The 21,037-nt window shown below is 67.2% G+C and carries 7 protein-coding genes; all 7 read right to left on the bottom strand.

Annotated elements, in window-relative coordinates; translation table 11 throughout:
- Nucleotides 1-554 precede the first annotated feature (554 nt).
- Nucleotides 555-14,537, bottom strand: coding sequence for an autotransporter-associated beta strand repeat-containing protein (locus IX761_RS07175; protein WP_194788921.1), 13,983 nt, complete (start codon nt 14,535-14,537; stop codon nt 555-557).
- A gap of 285 nt (nt 14,538-14,822) precedes the next feature.
- Entirely contained in the window at nt 14,823-15,206 is a 384-nt protein-coding gene (locus tag IX761_RS07170; protein ID WP_194788920.1) for a YkgJ family cysteine cluster protein, read from the bottom strand.
- Nucleotides 15,207-15,401: 195 nt separating this feature from the next.
- A complete protein-coding gene (alaC, locus tag IX761_RS07165) occupies nt 15,402-16,610 on the bottom strand; it encodes an alanine transaminase (protein ID WP_194788919.1) in 1,209 nt (402 codons plus the stop codon).
- 299 nt (nt 16,611-16,909) lie between these two features.
- Nucleotides 16,910-18,670, bottom strand: coding sequence for an isocyanide synthase family protein (locus IX761_RS07160; protein ID WP_194788918.1), 1,761 nt, complete (start codon nt 18,668-18,670; stop codon nt 16,910-16,912).
- Nucleotides 18,671-18,694: 24 nt separating this feature from the next.
- The gene (locus tag IX761_RS07155) at nt 18,695-19,402 is read right to left on the bottom strand and encodes an HAD family hydrolase (RefSeq protein WP_194788917.1); all 708 of its coding nucleotides are present in this window, start codon (nt 19,400-19,402) and stop codon (nt 18,695-18,697) included.
- Nucleotides 19,402-20,394, bottom strand: coding sequence for an isocyanide synthase family protein (locus tag IX761_RS07150; protein WP_194788916.1), 993 nt, complete (start codon nt 20,392-20,394; stop codon nt 19,402-19,404). Before IX761_RS07150 ends, IX761_RS07155 begins: the two co-directional genes overlap by 1 nt.
- 331 nt (nt 20,395-20,725) lie before the next feature.
- Nucleotides 20,726-21,037: integrase core domain-containing protein (locus IX761_RS27095; protein WP_194788915.1), on the bottom strand; the 312-nt coding region annotated here is incomplete at its 5' end.

Below are 21,037 nucleotides of genomic sequence, written 5' to 3'. Positions count from 1 at the left end.
TTTCCCAGCCAATGCAGAGCCTTCCGACAGGCGCGTAGGATAGGTCCCAAGCACTAGTCGATTGAAGTATTCGGTTTCAGATTCGGAAATGTCTTACGCCTTTTGGCCTGCTTCCACCCTGACCGCGTCAACGCGATTTCGCGTCGTGCCAACAAGGCGGACAGCGGTGAAACAACAGGCATAACTGGCCCGAAACAGATGTGGGAGCTGGCTTGCCAGCGATGCGCCGCGCGGGCGGCGCTCGATCTCAAGAGCGCTACAACAACACCGGCTAGCACCTGGTGGCCCTCACCCGATCTCTCGACATGCACCTCCAGCCCACCGCGCAATTCTGCTTATCCAGTTCCAGCGGTGTGGCGCCCAGGTGCCTGCCTTGGGATCGCATGTAGGCCGCCAGGTGCCTGCCGACACATTTGCAGCGCTCTCAAGATCGAGCGCCGCCCGCGCGGCGCATCGCTGGCAAGCCAGCTCCCACATCTGTTTCGGGCCAGTTATGCCTGTGAGGTCTCCACTGTCCGCCTTGTTGGCATGACAGGGCACCGCGTCGCCCCACCTCAGAACCCCATGCTAAAGCTCAGCGTCACCCCATGGTCCCTGGCCTCATTGGACAATTGCCCCGAGTAGCCAATCCCCAGCTTGCCGCTCTCGCCCACCGACAAATCCAACCCGGCCTCGACCACCGCCGCATCCTTGGCAATCGGCACGCCCTCGGTGCTGAACCCAGCCCCACCACCGATAAAGCGCAAGTCGGCATCCGGCTTGGTATCACCAAACGCATGCCGCCAGCCCACCGACAACCGCGGCGTGATCACGCTGCCATTGTCCAGCGCGATGTGTTTGCCCGCCCGCACGCCGAGGGTGGAATAGGTCACGTCCTGATCAACGCTCCCTTCCAGCCGCCCTGCCCCGCCCTTCTCATGGGCGGTATCGCTGTCGTAGTCGACATACGCCAACCCGGCGAACGGCTCCAGGGCAATGCCGCCGGCATCGATGGCATAGCCTACCTCGCCGAACACCTGGGCGCTGCGGGCCTTGTAACCCGCCTTGAGCCGGTCGTCGTAGCTGCCCACCGAGACATCGCGCTTGGTGTCGATGTCGTGCCAGCTGTAGGCCACGCCCATGCGCGCCGCGAAGGCGTCCAGTTGGTAGCCGAGGTAGGTGGTCAGGTGATAGCTGTCGACAGTGGCGTCCGAACGGCGATGGTGCGCGTCGATGCTGTCGCGGGTGTAGCCAGCGGCCACGCCGACTTTCCACTGGTCGTCCAGGGCACGGTCCACACCGAGCATGAAGCCCGACAGGTCGCGGTCGACGCTGGCGTGGTTGCTGCTGCCGTCGTAGTCACCCCAGCCGCCAATGGCGCGGATCCAGCCTACCGCCTGGCCCTGGCAACCTTCGCTGGTGAGCTGCTGGTTGGCGGTGGGCGCCAGGGTGCGCCGTGGGTCGTCCTGGCGGGTGCAATCGGCCTGGCGCAGGCGGTCGTTGACCGCGTCGCGGATGTAGCGCGAATCCTCGATCAGCACGCTGGCGGTGCTGGCGTGGATTTCGCCAGACAGGCTGTCGAAGGCTTCCCGGGCCTGCTGCCCGCTCATCTGCAGGATGTTGTTGCTCAGCGTGGCCGGCGCTCCGGCGCTGGCCAGGGCCAGGGCCACACCGCGCTGGTTACCGGTGGCGGCGACGTCGGCGAAGCTGGTGCCGTTGCGGCTGATCGACAGGGTCACCTGGTTGGCGCCATAACCCAGGGCGCTGTTGAGGAACGCCGAGTTGCTCAGGTTGGTGCCACTGAAGGTCCCGGTTACCCCGCCAGCGGCGTTGACCACGATGTACTGGCCATCGTCGCCGTCATGGTTGACCACCTGCAGGGTGCCACCCAGGTTGGCGGTGCCACCCACGTTCAGGTAGTTCGCAGGCTCGATGCCCAAGTCGATAAGCAGCGTACCGCTGGGGGTGTTGGTGAAGTTGCCGGTGACGTTCAAGTTGCCGCCCGGGCCTGGCATCACGGTGCCGCTGTTGCTCAGGCTGGCGACGGTGCCGTTGCCTTGCAGCGCGGCGCCACTGGCCACGCTCACCTGGGCCGCCAGGGTGGTGCCTGGGTGGGCGGCGTCGCCCACTTGCAGCACGCCCTGGTTGACGTTGAAGGCACCGCTGAACGGCTGGTTGCCGGTCAGCAGCAGCGCCCCGGCGCCCTGCTTGGTGGTGGTGCCGGTGCCGCTGAGGGTGCCGTTGAAGGTACCGTTGCTGGTCTGGGCAAACACCAGGTTGGCATTGTTGGCGATGGCGCCTTGCAGGCTGGAGGTATTACCCACCAGCGTACCGCCGCTGACGGTGGTGCCACCGCTGTAGCTGTTGGCGCCCGTGAGCATCAAGGTGCCGGAATCGAGCTTCTCGATACCGCCGCTGCCCACCAACGGCGCGCTGACCACGGTGGTGGCGCCGGCATTGACCCGCACCGGTGCCAGGCTGCCGTCAGCCCCATTGACCGGGCTCAGGCTGCCGTCGGCCCCCGGTACCACTTGGTAACCACCGCTGAGGAACTGCATGCCGGTGAAGGCCTGGCTGCCCAGTACGGTGACCGTGCCCGGCGCGCCGCCGAACACGGCGAACTGCGCCCCCCAACCCTCGCCGCTGGTACCGCTGGCGTTGGTCCAGTTGGTGCCTGGGCCCCACACACCGCTGCCACCGCCGATGCTGCCATCGGGGTTGGTCTTGCCGCCGTTCCAGAACTGCAACTGGTCGCCCGCCCCTTGCACCACCAGGTTGAGCTGGTTGGCGATGGCCGTTTGCAGACTGAGGTTGGCCAGCGCCACGCTGCCGGGAATGGCGCCGAACACCAGGCCATTGTTGGTGAGCGCGCCGCCGTAGCTGAACAGCTGGTAGACGCCGGTGCCGAAGCCGCCGGCATTGCTGATGTTCAGCGTGCCGTCGAGCACCAGGTTGCCGTCGACCCGCACCACGGTGGTGGAGGCGGCCGGCGCACCCAGGCTGAAGTCCAGGGCGCTGCCACTGTTCAGGGCGAGGCTGCCCAGGGTCAGTGGCGTACTGCTCTGGCCCGCGGCCAGGGTGGCGCCATTGGCGATCTGCACCGCCCCCGACAGCGTGCCGCTGCCGCCCAGGCGGGCGCCGGTGGCGACCTGCACACTGCTGCTGTCGAGGCGGCCATTGACCCGCAAGCTGCCGGCGTTGACGGTGGTGGCGCCGGTCAGGCCGTTGACCCCGGTCAGCAGCAATTCGCCACTGCCGTTCTTGGTCAGGCTGCCGGTACCGGTGAGGTTGCCGGTGTAGCTGCCGTTGGCGTTCTGTTCGAAGGTCAGCGCGGCATTGTTGAGGATCGCCCCTTGCAGGCTGCTGCTGTTACCCACCACGCTGCCGGCGTTGATCTGGGTGCCACCGGTGTAGCTGTTGGCCCCGCCCAGGGTCAGGCTGCCGGCGCCGTTCTTGACCAGGCCACCGCCGCCGCTGATGGCGCCGTTGAGGGTCAGCGCGTTGCTGCCGCCGATGGCCAGGGCACCGTTGAGCACGGCAGCGTTGGCCAGGGTGACGGCGGTGTTGCTGTCGAGCGTGGTGCCAGCAGCGGCGGTCAAGGTGCCACTGCCCAGCGCGCTGTCATTGCCCACCACCAGGGTGCCGCCATTGAGCGCGGTGCCGCCGCTGTAGCCGTTGGCGGCGTTGAGCACCAGGGTGCCGCTGTCGTACTTGGCGACGTTGCCGGTGCCGTTGAGGGCCACGTTGAGGGTGGCGGTGGCGCCACTGTCGACCCGCAGGTTGGTGGCGCCGCTGGTGCTGGTGAGCAGTTCGCCGGCGCTGCCGGCCGCGAGCACGTAGCCGTTGCTGATGAATTGCAGGCCCGTGATGCTCTGGCTGCCGTTCACGGTGACCGTGCCGGCGCTGCCCTGGAACACCGCGAAGGTGTCGTTCCACGGGGTATTGAGCACACCGTTGGCGTCGGTCCAGTTGGTGTTGGTGGCATCCCACGCGCCGTTGCCACCGTCGATCACACCATTGGCGACGGTTTGGCTGCCATCCCAGAACAGCACGTTGCTGGCGCCGCCCACCACCAGGTTGACCTGGTTGGCGATGGCGGTCTGCACGGTCAGGTCGCTGGGCGGCACCGGTGTGCTGCCGATGGCCATGCCGTTGTTGGTCAGGCTGCCGCCGTAGGCGAACAGCCGGTACACACCGGCGCCGAAGCCGCCGATGTCGTTGATGTTGAGCGTGCCGCCCAGGGTCAGGTTGTTGGCCACGTTGACCAATGCCCCCGCACTGCCGCCCGCCGCACCGAGCGAAGCATTGAAGATCGAACCGCTGGCCAACGACAGGTTGCCGGCATTGAGGGTGGCCCCGCTGATGGCGGCCAGGGTGCCACCGTTGGCCACCGCCACCGAGCCACCCAGGCTGCCTGCACCGCTGAGGGTGGCGCCGCTGGCGATGTTGACCGTGCCGCTGGCCAGGCTGCCATCGACCTTGAGGCCACCGGCCTGCACGTTGGTGGTGCCGCTGTGGCTGTTGTTGCCGCTCAGCGCCAGCAGGCTGGTGCCCAGTTTGTTGAGGGTGCCGGTGCCGCTGATCGCACCGTCGAACACCCCGCCTTCGACATTGAGGCTGTTGCCCGGGGCGATCTGGATCGCACCGGTGCCACCGATGACGCCCAGGCTGGTGTTGCCGTCAAGGTTCAGCGAAGCGCCACTGCTCACGTTGAGCTGGCTCTGGGTGCCGAGGGCAGTGGTGCCCAGGGTGCTCAGGCTGCCGGAGAGGATGTTGAGGATGCCGCTGAAGGTGTTGTTGCCCGACAGCGTCAGGTCGGCCAGGCCGCTCTTGTTGAGGGTCCCGGCGCCACTGAGCACGCCGGCCAGTTGCAGGTCGTTGCTGCCCAGCACGTTGAGGATGCCACTGACGTTGACCGGGTTGGCCAGGGTCACCGCGCTGCTGCTGTCGAGGCTGGCATTGCCGGTGACGTCCAGGCCACCACTGCCCAGGGCGGCGTTGTTGCCGACCACCAAGGTGCCGGATTGCAACTCGGTGCCGCCGCTGTAGCTGTTGGCCCCCAGCAGCGCCAAGCGCGCGGCGCCGGCCTTGAGCAGGCGGCCGGTGCCGGCGACGGTGCCGCCGAGGGTGAGGTCGTTGCTGCCCAGCACTGTCAGGGCGCCGGCCAGGTTGACTGCATTGCCCAGGGTTACGGCCTGACTGCTGTCGAGCAGGGTGCCGGCGGCGGCGTTGAGCGCGCCGGTGCCCAGCGCGGTGTTGGAGCCGACCACCAGGGTGCCGCCGTTGAGTGCGGTGTTGCCGGCGTAGCTGTTGTTGCCGGCCAGCGCCAGGCGCGCGCTGCCGGCCTTGACCAGGCCACCGGCGCCGCTGATGGCACCGGTAAGCGCCAGGTCGTTGCTGCCCGTGATGTTCAAGGGCCCGGCCAGGGTGATGGCGTTGCCCAGGGTCACGCTCTTGTTGCTGTCCAGGCTGGTGCCGGTGGCGGCCGCCAGCACGCCGCTGCCCAGCGCGCTGTTGCTGCCCAGGATGAGCTTGCCGCCACTGAGCGCGGTGCCGCCGCTGTAGCTGTTGCTGCCGTTGAGCACCAGGGTGCCACTGTCGAGCTTGTTCAGTTTGCCGGCACCGGTGAGGCCGACATCGAGGGTGGCGGTGACGCCCGGGTCGACGCGCATGCTGGTGTCGCCACCGCTGCCGTTGACCAGGTTGAGCGCGCCGGCCGTGCCGGCCAGCAGGCGGTAGCCGTTGCTGACGAACTGCAGGCCGGTGAGGCTCTGGCTGCCATTGACGGTGACATCCCCCGCAGTGCCCTGGAACACGGCGAAGGTGTTGCCCCAGGCGCTGTTGGTGGTGCCGTTGAGGTCGGTCCAGTTGCTGTTGCCGGCATTCCACACGCCGGTGCCGCCATCGACCTGGCCGTTGGCCACGGTCTGGCTGCCATCCCAGAACTGGATGTTCTGGCCAGTGCCGCTGACCAGCAGGTTGACCTGGTTGGCCAGTGCGGTTTGCAGGCTCACGTCACCCAGGCCGATCCCCAGCGGCAGGTTGCCGAAGTCCAGGCCGTTGTCGGTGAGGGCGCCTGCGTAGTCGAAGATGCGGTACACGCCGTTGCCGAAGCCGCCGATGTTGCTGACGTTGAGCGTGCCGTCTAGGGTCAGGTTGCCGCCGACGTTGAACAGCGCAGTGGCGCCGGTGGAGGGCGAGCCGAGGCCGGCATCGACCACCGAACCACTGTTGAGCACCAGTGAACCCAGGCCCAGGGTGCTGCCGCTCTGCCCGGCCAGGTGCCCGCCGTTGCTGATGATCACCGTGGCGTTGGCGTTGCCGCCACCGGTGAGGGTGGCGCCATTGCCAACGGTCAGCAGGTTGCTGCCCAGGGTGCCGTCGACCTTCAGGGTACCGCCATTGACCTGGCTGTTGTCGGCCAGGTTGCTGGTGCCCGTCAGGGTCAGGGTGCCGGTGCCGACCTTGGTCAGGCCACCCAGGCCGTTGAGGCCGCCGGCGAAGGTGCTGCTGAGGTTGTTGCTGCCCAGGCTGAGGACGCTGCCGATACCGACATCGACCTTGCCGCTGCCGGTCAGGCTGCCCAGGCTCGCGTTGCCATTGAGGTTGAGCTGGCCGCTGGCGCCGACATTGAGGGTGTCGACGTTGGCCAGCACGCCGCTGCCCAGGGTGGTGAGCGAGCCGGCCTGGATGTCGACGTTGCCGGTGAAGGTCTTGACGCCGACCAGGGTGAGGTCGTCGACGCCGAGCTTGACCAGGTTGCCGGTGCCGCTGAGGTCGCCGCTGAGGATCAGCACGTTGGCGACGTCGAAGGTCAGGTTGGCGTTGTTGCTCAGGGCGATGGTGTTGCCCAGGGCCATTGGCGAGCTGTTGGCCAGGGTGGCATCGGCGGTGACGGCGAGGGTGCCGGTGCCCAGGGCGCCGCTGCTGCCCACGGTCAGGCGCCCGGCATTGAGCTGGGTGCCGCCCTGGTAGCCGTTGTTGCCGTTGAGGGTCAGGTTGCCGCTGCCACTTTTGCTCAGGCCACCGGTGCCGTTGATCACACCGTTGAGGGTGAGGTCGTTGCTGCCGTCGAGGGTCAGGCCGGCATTGAGGGTGAGGTTGTTGGCCAGGGTGGTGCTGGCACTGCTGGCCAGGCTCGCAGCCCCGGCCACGGTCAGGGCGCCCTGCCCCAGGGCATTGTCGTTGCCGACCACCAGCCGGCCGGCGCTCAGGGTGGTGCCGCCCAGGTAGCTGTTGGCGCCATTGAGGGTCAGGGTGGCGGCGCCGGATTTGTTCAGGCCACCCACGCCATCGATCACGCCGCCGAGGGTGAGGTCGGCGCTGCCGGGCACATTGAGCGTGCCGCCCAGGTGCACGGCGTTGGCCAGGGTGACGCCGGCGCCGCTGGCATCGAGGCTGGTATTGGCGCCAGTGCTCAGGGCACCGCTGCCCAGGGCGGTGTTGCTGCCCACCACCAGGGTGCCGCCGTTGAGCGTGGTGCCGCCGCTGTAGGTGTTGTTGCCGTTGAGGGTCAGGCTGGCGGCGCCGTTCTTGACCAGGCCGTTGTTGCCGCTGAGCACGCCGTTGAGGGTCAGCGCCTGGCTGCCGCCGAGGGTGAGGTTGCCCCCGGCCAGGTTGATGGCGTTGGCCAGCGCCAGCGCCACGCTGGCGTCGAGGCCTGCGGCGCCGTTGACGGTCAGCGCGCCGCTGCCCAGGGCGTTGGCGTTGCCCAGCAGCAGGCTGCCGGCCTGCAGGGTGGTGCCACCGCTGTAGGTGTTGTTGCCATTGAGGATCAGCTGGCCGCCGCCCTGCTTGCTCAAAGCGCCGGCGCCACTGATCACGCCGCCGAGCGTCAGGGCCTGGCTGTTGTTGACACTCAGGGTGTTGCTGGCACCAAGGCCGATGGCGTTGGCCACCTGCAGCACGCCATTGCTGGCCAGGGTGCTGTTGCCGGTGACCGCCAGGTTGCCCAGGCCCAGGGCGGTGTTGTTGCCCAGGGTCAGGGTGCCGCCGCCCAGGGTGGTGGTGCCCTGGTAGGTGTTGGCGGCGCCGAGGGTGAGGTTGCCGCTTCCGGCCTTGCTCAGGCCTCCGGTGCCGCTGATCGCGCCATTGAGCGCCAGGTTGTTGTTGCCGATCAGGCTCAGGGTGTCGTTGAGGATCAGCTGGTTGGCCAGGTTCAACGGGCCGAGGGTAGCCAGGTTGGCAGCACCGCCGACGGTCAGGGTGCCGCTGCCCAGCGCCTGGTTGTTGCCCAGGGTCAGGGTGCCGGCGTTGAGGGTCACGCCGCCGATGAGGGTGTTGGCACCACTGAGGGTCAGGTTGCTGGCGCCGTTCTTGGTCAGGCTGCCGGCGCCGGTGACCAGGCCGCCCAGGCCCAGGTCGTTGCTGCCGGCGATGGTCAGGTTGCCAGCGAGGTTGACGGTGTTGCCGATGTTCAGCCCGGTGTTGCTGTCCAGCGTGGTGCCGGCGGCCGCGTTGAGCTGGCCCAGGCCAAGCGCGCTGGCGCTGCCGAGCACCAGGGTGCCGGCATTGAGGTGGGTGTTGCCCAGGTTGCCATTGGTCCCGTTCAGGGTCAGGGTGCCGCTGCCGGTCTTGGTCAGGCCGCCGACGCCGGTGATGTTGCCGCCCAACGTCAGGTCCTGGGCACCGGTCAGGGTCAGATTGCCGCCCAGGGTGATCTGGTTGGCCAGGGTCACGTTGGCATTGCTGCTCAAGGTGGTGCCACCCACGGCATTCAGCGCGCCAGCGCCCAGTGCCATGTTGCTGCCCACCACCAGGGTGCCGCCATTGAGGCTGGTGTTGCCCTGGTAGCTGTTGCTGCCGTTGAGGGTGAGCACGCCGCTGCCAGACTTGATCAGCCCGCCGTTGCCGCTCACCGCGCCGTTGAGCGTCAGGTTGCTGCTGCCCGGCAGGGTGAGGCTGCCGTTCAGGGCAACGCTGTTGGCCAGGCTGAAGTCGCCGGTGCTGGTCAGGCTGGAAGCCCCGTTGACCGTGAGGCCACCGGTGCCCAGCGCCTGGGCGTTGCCCAGGGTCAGGGTGCCGGCGCCGAGCTCGGTGCCGCCGCTGTAGGTGTTGGCGCTGCCCAGGGTGAGGTTGGCGCCACCGGCTTTGACCAGGTTGCCAGTGCCCGAGACGACACCGGCCAGGCCAAGGTCGGCATTGCCGGCCACGGTCAGCGCGCCGCTCAGGGCGAAGGCGTTGCCGAGGGTGACGGCGGTGTTGCTGTCCAGGCTGGTCCCCGCCGCGGTGCTGACCGCACCGGTGCCCAGGGCGGTATTGCTGCCGACCACCAGCGTCCCGCCGTTGAGCAGGGTGCCGCCGGTGTAGCTGTTGGCGCCGTTGAGCACCAGCGTGCCGCTGTCCATCTTGGCCAGCTGGCCGCTGCCGGACAGGCCAACGTTGAGGGTGGCGGTGGCGCCCGGGTCGACACGCACGGCGAAGGCGCCGTTGCTGCCATTGACCAGGTTCAGCCCGCCCGCGCCGATCAGGCGGTAGCCGTTGGTGACGAATTGCAGGCCGCTGGCGCTCTGGGTGCCGACCAGGGTCACGTCGCCCGCGGTGCCCTGGAACACCGCGAAGTCGCTGCCCCAGGAGTTGTTGAGCACGCCGTTGATATCGGTCCAGTTGGTATTGACGCCATTCCAGGTACCGGTGCCGCCGTCGATCACCCCGTTGGGGACGCTGTTGCTGCCATCCCAGAACTGCACGGTACCGCTGGCACCACCGACCAGCAGGTTGACCTGGGAGCCGATCGACGTCTGCACCTGCAGGTCGCCCGGCAGCACGCTGCCCGGGATCGAACCGAACAGCACACCGTTGTCGACCAGCGCGCCGGTGTAGTCGAACAGGCGGTAGATGCCAGTGCCGAAGCCGCCGATATCGGTGACGTTGAGGGTGCCGTCGAGGGTGAGGTTGCCGTTGACGTTGACCAGCGCGGTACCGCCGGTGGACGGCGAACCCAGGCCGAAATCGAGGATCGAGCCGCTGTGCAGGGTCAGTGCCCCGGTGGCCAGGGTCGCGCCGCTGTTGGCCAGCAGGTGCGCGCCGTTGGCGATGTCCACCGCGCCGAGCAGGCTGCCGGTGCCGCCCAGGCTGGCGCCGCTGTTGACCTGCAGGTTGGCGCTGGCCAGGGTGCCGGTGACATTGAGCAGGCCGGCGTTGACCGTGGTGTTGCCCGCCAGCACGTTGATGCCCGACAGCTCCAGGCTGCCGGTGCCGTTCTTGACCAGGCCGCCTGCGCCCGCCAGCACGCCGCTGAACACGTTGCTGAGGTTGTTGCCGCCCACGCTCAGGTTGCCGCCGCCGGCCACGTTCACCGTGCCGGCGCCGCTCAGGCCGCCGACCGTGGCACTGTTGCCGAGGTTGAGGCTGGCACCGGCGCCGACATTGAGCGCTGACGCATTGCCCAGGGCGCCGGTGCCGACGGTGGTCAGGCTGCCGGCGAGCAGGTCGATGGCGCCGCTGAAGGTGTTGTTGCCCGTGAGCGTAAGGTCGGCCAGGCCGTTCTTGATCAGGCCGCCCGTGCCGCTGATTACGCCGCCCAGGGTAAGGTCGTTGCTGCCGCCCAGGGTCAGGTTGGCGCCCAGGCCGATGTTATTGGCCAGGGCCAGCACGGCGCTGTTGTCGAGGCTGGCGGCACCGGTCACGTTCAAGGCGCCACTGCCCAGGGCGCTGCCGTTGCCGATGACCAGGCCGCCGGCATTCAGGGTGGTGCCACCGGCGTAGGTGTTGACGCCATTGAGGGTCAGGCTGGCGTTGCCGTTCTTGATCAGTTGCCCTGCCCCGCTGAGCACGCCGCCGAGGGTCAGCGCGTTGCTGCCGCCCAAGGTGAGGTTGGCGTCGAGCGCGACGTTGTTGCCCAGGCTGATGGCGCTGCTGTTGTCCAGGTTGGCCGCACCGGCCACGGTCAGGGTGCCCGTGCCGAGCGCACTGCCGTTGCCCAGCACCAGGCTGCCGGCGTTGAGCAAGGTGCCACCGGCATAGGTGTTGAGCCCGCCGAGGGTGAGCGTGGCGGCGCCGTTCTTGATCAGGCGGCCGGTGCCGTCGATCACGCCGTTGAGGCTGAGGTTGTTGCTGCCGGCCAGGGTGAGGTCTGCATCCAGGGTGACGGCGTTGCCGACACTGAGCGCGGCGTTGGTGTCGAGGCTGCCCGCACCCGCCACGGTCAGCTTGCCTGCGCCCAGGGCGCTGCCGTTGCCCAGTACCAGGCCACCGGCGTTGAGGGTGGTGCCACCGAGGTAGGTGTTGGGGCCGGACAGGGTCAGGGTTGCACTGCCGTTCTTGACCAGGCTGCCAGCGCCGCTGATCACCCCGCCCAGGCCAAGGTTGGCGCTGCCACCGAGGGTCAGGGCGCCGGCCAGGTTGACCGCGTTGCCGAGGGTGACGGCGGTGCTGGCGTCCAGGATCGTGCCAGCGGCGGCGTTGAGCGCGCCCGAGCCCAAGGCGGTGTTGCTGCCAACCACGATGCGCCCGGCATTGAGGTTGGTGTTGCCCACGTTGGTGTTGGCGCCGTTGAGGGTCAGGGTGCTGCTGCCGTTCTTGGTCAGGCCACCGACACCGGCGATGACACCACCGAGGGTCAGGTCATTGCTGCCGGTCAGGTTGAGGTTGCCGGCCAGGTTGAGGTTGTTGCCCAGGCTCAGCCCGGCCACGCTGCTGTCGAGGGTGGTGTTATTGGCGGCGTTGAGCGCGCCGCTGCCCAGTGCCGTGGCGCTGCCCAGGATCAGGCTGCCGGCGTTGAGCGCAGTGCTGCCACTCTGGCTGTTGGTGCCGCTGAGGGTCAGGCTGCCGGCGCCGTTCTTGATCAGCCCGCCGCTGCCGCTGACATTGCCGGCCAGGGTCAGGTTGTTGGCGCCGGCCAGGGTCAGGTTGCCGCCCAGGCTGACGGTGTTGTTCAGGGTCATGGCCTGGCTGTTGCTCAGGGTGGCCGCGCCCCCGACGGTCAGCCCGCCGGTGCCGAGCGCGGCGGCGTCGGCGAGGGTCAGGGTGCCGGCATTGAGCGTGAGGCCGCCGCTGAAGGTGTTGGCGCCGGCCAGGGTGAGGTTGCTGGAGCCGTTCTTGACCAGTGCGCCGGTGCCGCTGACCACGCCACCCAGGGTGGTGGCGTTGCTGCCCAGCAGGGTCAGGGTGTTGCCGCCGAGGTTGATGGCGTTGCCCAGGTTGACCGCGGTGTTGGCGTCGAGCCCGGCATTGCCGCCGAGGGTCAGCGCGCCGGTACCCAGGGCAGCGTTGTTGCCGACGGTCATCACACCAGCATTGAGGGTGGTACCGCCGCTGAAGGTGTTGGCGCCGTTGAGGGTCAGCCCGGCGCTGCCGTTTTTCACCAGCGCGCCGGTGCCGCTGATCACCCCGCCCAGGGTGGTGGCGCTGGTGCCGAGCAGGTCGAGGGTGTTGGCACCGAGGTTGACGGCGTTGCCCAGGTTGACCCCGGTGCTGGCATCGAGGCTGGCATTGCCGCCCAGGGTCAGCGCGCCGCCGCCCAGGGCATTGTTGTGGCCGACGGTGAGCTTGCCGGTGTTCAGCGTCAGGCCGCCGCTGAAGGTGTTGTTGCCATTGAGCGCCAGGTCGCCGGCACCGTTCTTGACCACTGCGCCGGTGCCGCTGATCACGCCGCCCAGGGTGGTGGCGCTGGTGCCCAGCAGGTTGAGGGTGTTGGCGCCCAGGTTGATCGCATTGCCCAGGCTGACTGCGGTGCTGGCATCGAGGCTGGCGTTGCCGGTCAGGGCCAGGGCCCCCGTGCCCAGCGCGGCGCTGTTGCCGAGGGTGAGCTTGCCGGCGGCCAGGCTGGTACCGCCGCTGTAGGTGTTGACGCCGTTGAGGGCGAGGTCGGCAATGCCGTTCTTGACCAGGCTGCCGGTACCGCCGATCACGCCGCCGAGGGTGAGCGCGTTATTGCCCGGCAAGGTCAGGGCGCTGCTGCCCAGGTTGATGGCGTTGCCCAGGGTCATCGCCGCCGTGGTGTCCAGGGTGGCGTTGCCGGTGAGGCTCAGGGCACCCGTGCCCAGGGCGTTGTCGTTGCCCAGGGTGAGCGTGCCGGTGGCCAGGGTGGTGCCGCCGCTGAAGGTGTTGACGCCGTTCAGGGTCAGGTTGCCGCTGCCGCTCTTGAGCAGCGAGCCGCTGCCACTGAGCACCCCGCCCAGGGTCAGGGCATTGCTGCCGGGCAGGCTCAACGCGGCGTTGAGTGCCACGGCATTGTTCAGCACCAGCGGCACGCTGCCTTGCAGGCTGCCGGCGCCGCTGACGGTCAGGCCGCCACTGCCCAGCGCCGCGGCACTGGTCAGGTTGAGCCCGCCAGCGGCCAGGGTGGTGCCGCCGGAATAGGTGTTGCCGGCGCCCAGGGTGAGCAGGCCGGCACCGGTCTTGGTCAGCCCGCCGACGCCGCTGATCACCCCGGCCAAGGTCATGTCGGTGGCGCCACCGACGTTCAGGCCGGCGTTCAGGGTCAAGGTGTTGTTCAGGCTCAGGCCGGCGACGGTGCCGGCCAGGCCACCGCCGTTGGCGACGATGCCGCCGCTGCCGAATGCGCTGGCGTTGTCGAAGTTCAGCTGGCCGCCGTTGAGGGTGGTCTGGGTGGTGCCGTTGAGCACCTGGCCGATCAGGCTCCAGGTGCCGGCGTCGACGATCAGCCGGTTGAAGTTGATGTAGTTGCTGGCGTTGATGGTGCCGCTGCCGCTGGTGCCGCTGCCACCGCCGATGGCGTTCTGCAGCGCCAGGGTGTTGTCGCCGCTGGCGCCGCCGTCGATCACCCCGGTGGGTGCGAAGGCCAGGTTGGGGTTGCTGGTGACCAGCAAGGACACGGCAATGCCTGCCCCGGCGCTGACGCTGGAGCCGGTGATGGCGTTGAAACGGTTGGTGCTGCCCGCGCCCATCGACAGGCTGCCGGTGAGGTTGCCGGCGTTGGTGAAGATATTGCCGGCCGAGGAGGCCTGGAACGCCGTGCGCCCAAGCACGGTACCGGTGTTGGTGAAGTTCACCGCACCGCCGCCGCTCACGGCGATCACCGGCATGTCTTCGCCCAGCAGGGAAACGCCGGCCAATGCCGTGGAGCCGATGGAGCCGGCGTTGTTGATGGTGGTGGTGCCACCCGCGGCGTTGCGCGCGTCCAGCGCCATGCCGGTGAGGTTGATCAGGCTCGCGCCGAGCAGGCCGCTGGTGCCCCTGAGCACGCCCGTGGCGGTGTTGGTGATTAGGAGGGTGCTGGCGGTGCTGGTATTGCCGATCACGGTACCGCTGGACAGCAGGCTCAACACCCCCAGCAGTGCGGGGTTGACGGTACCGGAGTTGTTGAGGGTGTTGTTGTTGCCGGTCAGCGTCAGCGCGGTGCCGCCCACGCCCAGCAGCACACCCACGCCAGCACCGGGGTTGATGTTGACGGTCAGGCCACTGGTGGCGTTGGAATAGCTGGGTGCCAGCGGGTTGGCGGCGCCGTTGCAGGTAACGGTCAGGGCGGCGGCGGAACAGGCGGCCAGCACTGGCCCGCTGCCGAGGCCGAAGCCCATGGCACCGACAGCCAGGCTGATGGCCAGGGAAAGTTGATGGAAACGGGCGGGCGAACGGGCGGCGACACATCTGTCCACGTAAGAGCTCCTTCGTGGATCAGGCCATTCAGTCCTTGAATGCGTGTGTCGCAGCAACGCTACACACGGCGGCCGAAACGCCTGACCCTGGCTACAAGTTCCTTTGTGGGAATGTGTAGCCGCTCGGGGCCAGGCAGCACGCCGTGTGGGGCGATCAAATGGTGTTAATACTTTGTCGAGGCGGCACGTGTTTCGGGGGCTACAGCCCGGTGAAGATTGGATCCATCCGACGAGCGGTCATGGCCAATGGCCAGAATGTGACCGCTTTACCGTTTCGCTTGGGCCTCAGGCCACTTCCGCGCCGTCATCCGGCCAGTGCGGCTCGTTCGCCCCGGGTGGGGTGAGCGGTGGCAGGCCATAGGCGGCCCGGGCGTCGTCGCAGCTGGGGTTGTGCACGCCGTTTTCCCACGAGGCTTCGAACTCGCGGCAGGGGCTCGAGCGGTTCTCGTAGATGCCGCAGGCGACCTGCTTGCCGATTTCGCCCCCCAGGCTGGTACAGCGGCAGGGTTTGGCGTCGGTGCCGATCATGGCGACGCGGGTCGGGTTGATCTGCACCACCAGATCGTCCGGCACCAAGCCGCCGGCGGATTGGCATTCACCCCAGAAGAAAGACACACGAAAGTAGCCGCAGCAGGCGCCGCAGGTCAGGCAAGGGTTCTGTTCGGACATGATGACCAGGGAGGGAGGTTGTTGTTATGGGGGCGAGCGCCCGCGGCGCTATTTGTAATGCAGGCGCGTGCGGCTGAGAAGAGGGGGAGATGAAAAAAAGATCGCCGCTGATCGGCACAAATGCATCGCGGGGCAAGCCCGCTCCCACGCAAAGTCCGTGGGAGCGGGCTTGCCCCGCGATAAGGCCCTGCCTGCTTACTTGCTGGCCAGGCCGTCGGCGCGGAACATCTGGCGGATGCCGCGAATCGCCTGGCGGATACGGTCCTGGTTCTCGATCAGGGCGAAACGCACGTGGTCATCGCCGTAATCACCGAAACCGATGCCTGGCGATACGCAGACCTTTGCCTCGGCCAGCAACTTCTTGGCGAACTCCAGCGAACCCAGGTGTGCGTATTGCTCGGGGATCTTCGCCCAGACGTACATCGACGCCTTGGGGTTCTCGACCATCCAGCCCAGCTCATGCAGGCCCTTGACCAGCAGGTTGCGGCGCTGGCGGTACTGCTCGGCGATGTCGCGCACGCACTGCTGGTCGCCTTCCAGGGCGGCGATGGCGGCCACCTGCAAGGGGGTGAAGGTGCCGTAGTCGTGGTAGCTCTTGATCCGCGCCAGGGCGCTGACCAGCTCGGGGTTGCCGACCATGAAACCGATACGCCAGCCGGCCATGTTGTAGCTCTTGGACAGGGTGAAGAACTCCACCGCGATGTCCTTGGCACCTGGCACCTGCATGATCGACGGGGCCTTCCAGCCGTCGTAGACGATGTCGGCGTAGGCCAGGTCGTGCACTACCAGCACGTCGTACTGCTTGGCCAGGGCCACCACGCGCTCGAAGAAGTCCAGCTCGACGCACTGGGCGGTGGGGTTGGAGGGGAAGCCGAGGATCATCATCTTCGGCTTGGGGATCGACTCGCGGATCGCCCGCTCCAGCTCGTTGAAGAAATCCACGCCCGGCACCAGTGGCACGGAACGCACCTGGGCGCCGGCGATCACCGCGCCATAGATATGGATGGGGTAGCTGGGGTTGGGCACCAGCACCGTGTCGCCATGGTCGAGGGTGCCGAGCATCAGGTGCGCCAGGCCCTCTTTCGAGCCGATGGTGACGATGGCTTCGCTTTCCGGGTCGATGTCGACCGCGTAGCGTTGCTTGTACCAGTTGGAGATGGCCCGGCGCAGGCGTGGGATGCCGCGGGAGGTGGAATAGCCATGGGTGTCTTCGCGCTGGGCGACCTGCACCAGCTTCTCGACGATGTGCGGCGGAGTGGCGCCATCGGGGTTGCCCATGCTCAGGTCGATGATGTCCTCGCCACGGCGGCGGGCGGCCATCTTGAGTTCGGCGGTGATGTTGAAGACGTAGGGGGGCAGACGATCAATGCGCGCGAAACGGCGCGGCGAACCTGGGTTGGCCATGGTTTCCTCTAGAGACGTAAGCGCCCGGAACCGTCCGAGCGACGTTGGCCGCTGCGGCGGCCGAACAAGAAGATAATCCCGCCAAGCAACAAAGGTAAAGGACAATTTTCTGTTTTTATCGATGTTTTCAGGCGCAAAAAGTGAATAAGCAGAATTTACAGAATCACACCCTCCCCCTGTGGGAGCGGGCTTGCTCGCGATTACGAGGGTGAATCCACCGCCGCCTTCGCGGGCAAGCCCGCTCCCACAGGGAACGAGCCGTCCTCGAGGTCAGTGTTGCAAGCTTCCTGGTAAATGCATCAGTACACCTGCACTCGCCACAGCTCGCGCGATGCCGAGGCAGGGCTCATGGGCAGGCGCCCGTGCAAGGTCTGGTAGTTGTCGATCAACACCAGGTCACCCGCCGCCCATTCATGAGCGATCAGGCACTGCGGGTCGTAGACCAGGCCGTCGAGCTGGTCGATCAGCGCGCGCCGGGAGGCGTCATCACCGCCCTGCACCTGTTGCTCCAGCGTCTGCAGCGATGACTCGCAACCCTCCTGGTAACGCAGCACCGGTTCGCCAGTACGTGGGTCGCGGTCCACCAGCGGGTAGGTGCGCGGCGAGCCACCGAAGTAGGTCATGCGTGTGTAGTAAGTGATGTCCACGCCCTGCCATCGGCGCGCCACCTCAAGGCCGACCTGGCGCAGGGCGTTGCGGCTGTCGACGATGGTGGTCTGCCCTTCCCCAGGCTGCGGAGGGGTCTTGCAGTAGAGCATGAAGGTGTGGGCGCAGAACTTGGGGTCGCGCTGCACCAGCGGGTCGCTGTCGGGTAGCAGGTTGAGGTCCCAGTGCAGCGGGGTCTTCTCCAGCGAGTGCACCACCCCCTGGGGCTGGTCGGCCGGTTTGACCACGTGCACCTCGCCGAAGGCCCAGCGGTAGATGGTGCCGAAACGCGCGCAGTCGGCGGCGAACGCGGCTTGGTCGGGGTACTCGCAACCCTTGAGGCAAACGAAGCCGAAGCTGCGCACCAGCCCTTGCAAGGTCTCGGTAGTCAGCCGTTGCCAGCCCTGCCCCAGGGGGTCGCTGATCACCAGGCCGAACAGCGGTAGTTTTTGCAGTTCGAAGCGGTAACCTTCCAGGGCCTCACCGCTGGTTTCGTGCAGCAGCCATGGCCGCCCCTGCCAGGTCACCGACACATGGCGAGCACTGTCGACCTCGGCGCGGCCACGCAACGACTGGCTACCGTCGAGCTGACGCACCGGCACCGCGTGCCAGGGGCTGACCACGTGGTTCAGGCCCTCGGCCAGGGCCAGGGTGAACTTGGGCCCGGCGTTGTCGTACTGGTGCACCGACAGGCGAATGTGCTCGGGGAAGAAGCGATCGACCGCAGCGTTGAGCGCCTGGCCACGCAGCATCATCTGGTAGGCCTTGTGGCTGATCTGGCGCAGGTGCTCGTCTTCGTCCTGCCCAGGCTCACGGCACAGGCGCAGGTCGTTGTAGAGGTGGCTGCACAGCTTGTCGTGGCTGCGGGCCAAGTTTTCGTCCTGGTGGCATTGCTCGATCAGCGCCTCGACATGCTTCCACGGCAGGCGGGCCTGCTTGACCAGCGTTGCACGCAGCGCCTCGGGGCTGCTGGCCTGGGGGAACAGGTCCTCCATGCTGACCCAACGGATGCAGTGGGTAACGCACAGGGTGCGCAGGGCCTGGTTGTAGGCGCGGCGCACGTCGTCGGGCACTCCGACGATGTCGTTGAAGGTGGTGCCGTCGCTGAGGATGGTGATCTCGCACCCGGGCGCGTGCAGGGCGGCGATCTCCTGGCCAAGCTGGTCGAGGCGCTCGATGGCCATCACCTCGCCGTAGTCCGGCAGCACGCCGAAGGTCTTGTCGCGGTCGTTCGGTGACTTGCAGGGGAAGCCCGGCAGCACCATGCGCACCGGTTCGCCACGCTCGAAACACCGGGCCAGGCTCTGTGCCAGATGGGCCTGGCCGGCTTCGGCGAAGCGGTCGTCCACGGCCTTGAGCAGATAACCGTCCAGCACCTGGCTGACGGCTGCGATCCAGCTGTCCTTGTCATGCATCGTGTTGTCGTCCTTGAGTGGGTGTTACAGCGAGCCGGTGCGTTCCACGGGTTGGCTCGCGGGGGGCGTCACAGTTGCCGGGCGCAAGGCCGCGAGCAACTGATGGGGGTGTTCGCAGTACAGCTGTGGCCCATGGGCGTGCAACAGGGTGGCTTCACCGTAGCCCCAGCCGACTGCCGCCACCGGCATGCCCGCCGCCTGGGCCGTCAGCAGGTCGATGGCGGTGTCGCCGACGAACAGGCAGTGGGCAGGTGCCACGCCGAGTCGTTCGGCGGCGCGCAAGGCGATCTCGGGCGCGGGCTTGAGCCGTTGCCCAGGCTGGTGCCCCAGCACCACGGCGAAGGCATCGGCCGGCAACAGGTGAGCAACCAGCTCCACGGCCAGCGCATGGGCCTTGTTGGTCACCACGGCCATGGGTAGACCGCGCGCCGCAAGGGCCTCGAGCAAAGGCCCGATCCCGGTGTAGGGCCTGGACAGGCGCACCAGGTTTTGCCGATAGCAGGCGCTGTAATCCGTATGCAGGCGCGCCGCATCTGCCCTCCCCTGCGCCACCTGCTCGATCATTGCCGCCACGCCGCCGCCGACCATGGCGCGCACGCGGTCCATGGGCAGTTCGGGCAACCGATGCTGTTCGAGCACTTGATTCAGGCACCAGGCGATATCGGGCAAGGTGTCCACCAGGGTGCCATCCAGGTCGAACAGCACCGCGTGTACTTCATTCAGCTGCGTCATCACTGCACGCTGGCGTAGTGGCAGGGGCGGCCGCGGCGGAACACCAGGCGGCTGTAGCGTTCGTCGACATTGCTGCGCCGCTCGAGGGTGACCACGCCGCGGCGTTTGATGGCCACCGAATGCCAGGGGGTGCGCCACAGGTCGCTGGTGGGCACCAGGCGGATGCCGATCTTGCTCGACACGGCCAACTGCGGGTGGATCGACAAGCGCAGGCAATGGGGGTAGCGCGCCTGCAGCAATGCGCTCCAGGCTTCGCTGCGCTGGATCACGCGCTGGGAGGCGGGCTTGGCGACCTTCTTCACCGCGTTCAGGCTCATGCCGGCGAAATCCGCCAGGCCCGAGTAGTCCTCGGCGAGGAAGCGGTGGATGCCGCAATACATCAGCATCATGTGCTCCTCGTCCTCGAAGCGTTGCTGCAATGCACGCAGCGACTGGCCGTGCTCGATCATCAGCTCTTCGCGCATCGAGTCCAGGCAGCCCAGTTGCGGGTAAGCGTCCTTGAGGTCGAACAGGGTGAAGCTACCTGGGTAGTGCTGGTCGGCGTAGCGCTGGATGTCGTCGGTGTAGGCCTGGACGTGGGCGTCGGGTACGCGCACCAGGTCGGAGAACACGTAGCCGTCGGAGCAGATATGGATCACCGCGCCTGGGGCATGCAGTGCGCGGATCTCTTCGCAGAGCCGGTGCAGTTCGTCGATGGCGTGGTGCTCGGCCAGGTCGGGCAATGGGCCCAGGGTTTTCTGGCGGTTGGGTGACTTGCCTGGGAAGGCGGGCAGCACCATTTCGATCGGCAGGCCTTGCTCGAGGGCGGCCAGAACCTTGGGCAGGTGTGGGGCGAGTGCGGCTTCGTTCAGCGCCGGGTCTTGCCCAGGGGCCAGGCTGCGGCGGCGGAACAGGCAGTCGAGGATTGCGAGCGCGGTGTCGATGGGGGTATCTGGATGGCGTTGGCGCAGCAATGCGCCACACGCCGAAATCGCGAAATTCGATTCGGTCATGGAACAGTCCTTTGTCTGAATGGAGCTCGGCCAACCCTTGGCCGTCAGGTCGTCCTGACCTGCGGCGGATAAAATCCTGCAAAGGGTGTGGTCATGTCAACTGGGGGGTGATGAATTTTCTGTGGGGGCGAGGTCGAGGTCGAGGTCGAGGTCGAGGTCGAGGTCGAGGTCGAGGTCGAGGTCGATTTTTAGCGTGTGGGTTTTGTTGATGAGTGAATATCCATTGGCTATGGAGACGCTGATTCACCCTTCCGCCCTTACGGCGGCCTACTTTTTTCTTGGAAAAAGTAGGCATGGGCCTGTCCCGTGACAACGGACGCCAAAAAGCTGGCTATTTAGCCTTCGGCCTTAAGCTCTTGGCATATTCGTTCGGAGAACGGTAGCCAAGGGCGGAGTGCAGCCGACAGCTGTTGTAAAAACCATGAACATAGCTGGCGATGGCTAGTTGAGCATGTCGTTTACTGGGATATGCACTGAATGCTTCTTCCCTTTTCAGCGTAGCGAAGAAGCTCTCAGCCACTGCGTTGTCCCAGCAGTTTCCCTTTCGGCTCATGCTTTGCGTGAAGTCTTTCCTGGCCAGTACCGATTGGAAGCGGCTGCTCGCATACTGACGCCCCTGATCCGAATGGAACACCACTCCTGT

The organism is Pseudomonas sp. UFMG81, assembly GCF_015354575.1.
Taxonomy (GTDB): Bacteria; Pseudomonadota; Gammaproteobacteria; order Pseudomonadales; family Pseudomonadaceae; genus Aquipseudomonas.
This window is presented reverse-complemented; position numbering and strand designations above follow the sequence as displayed.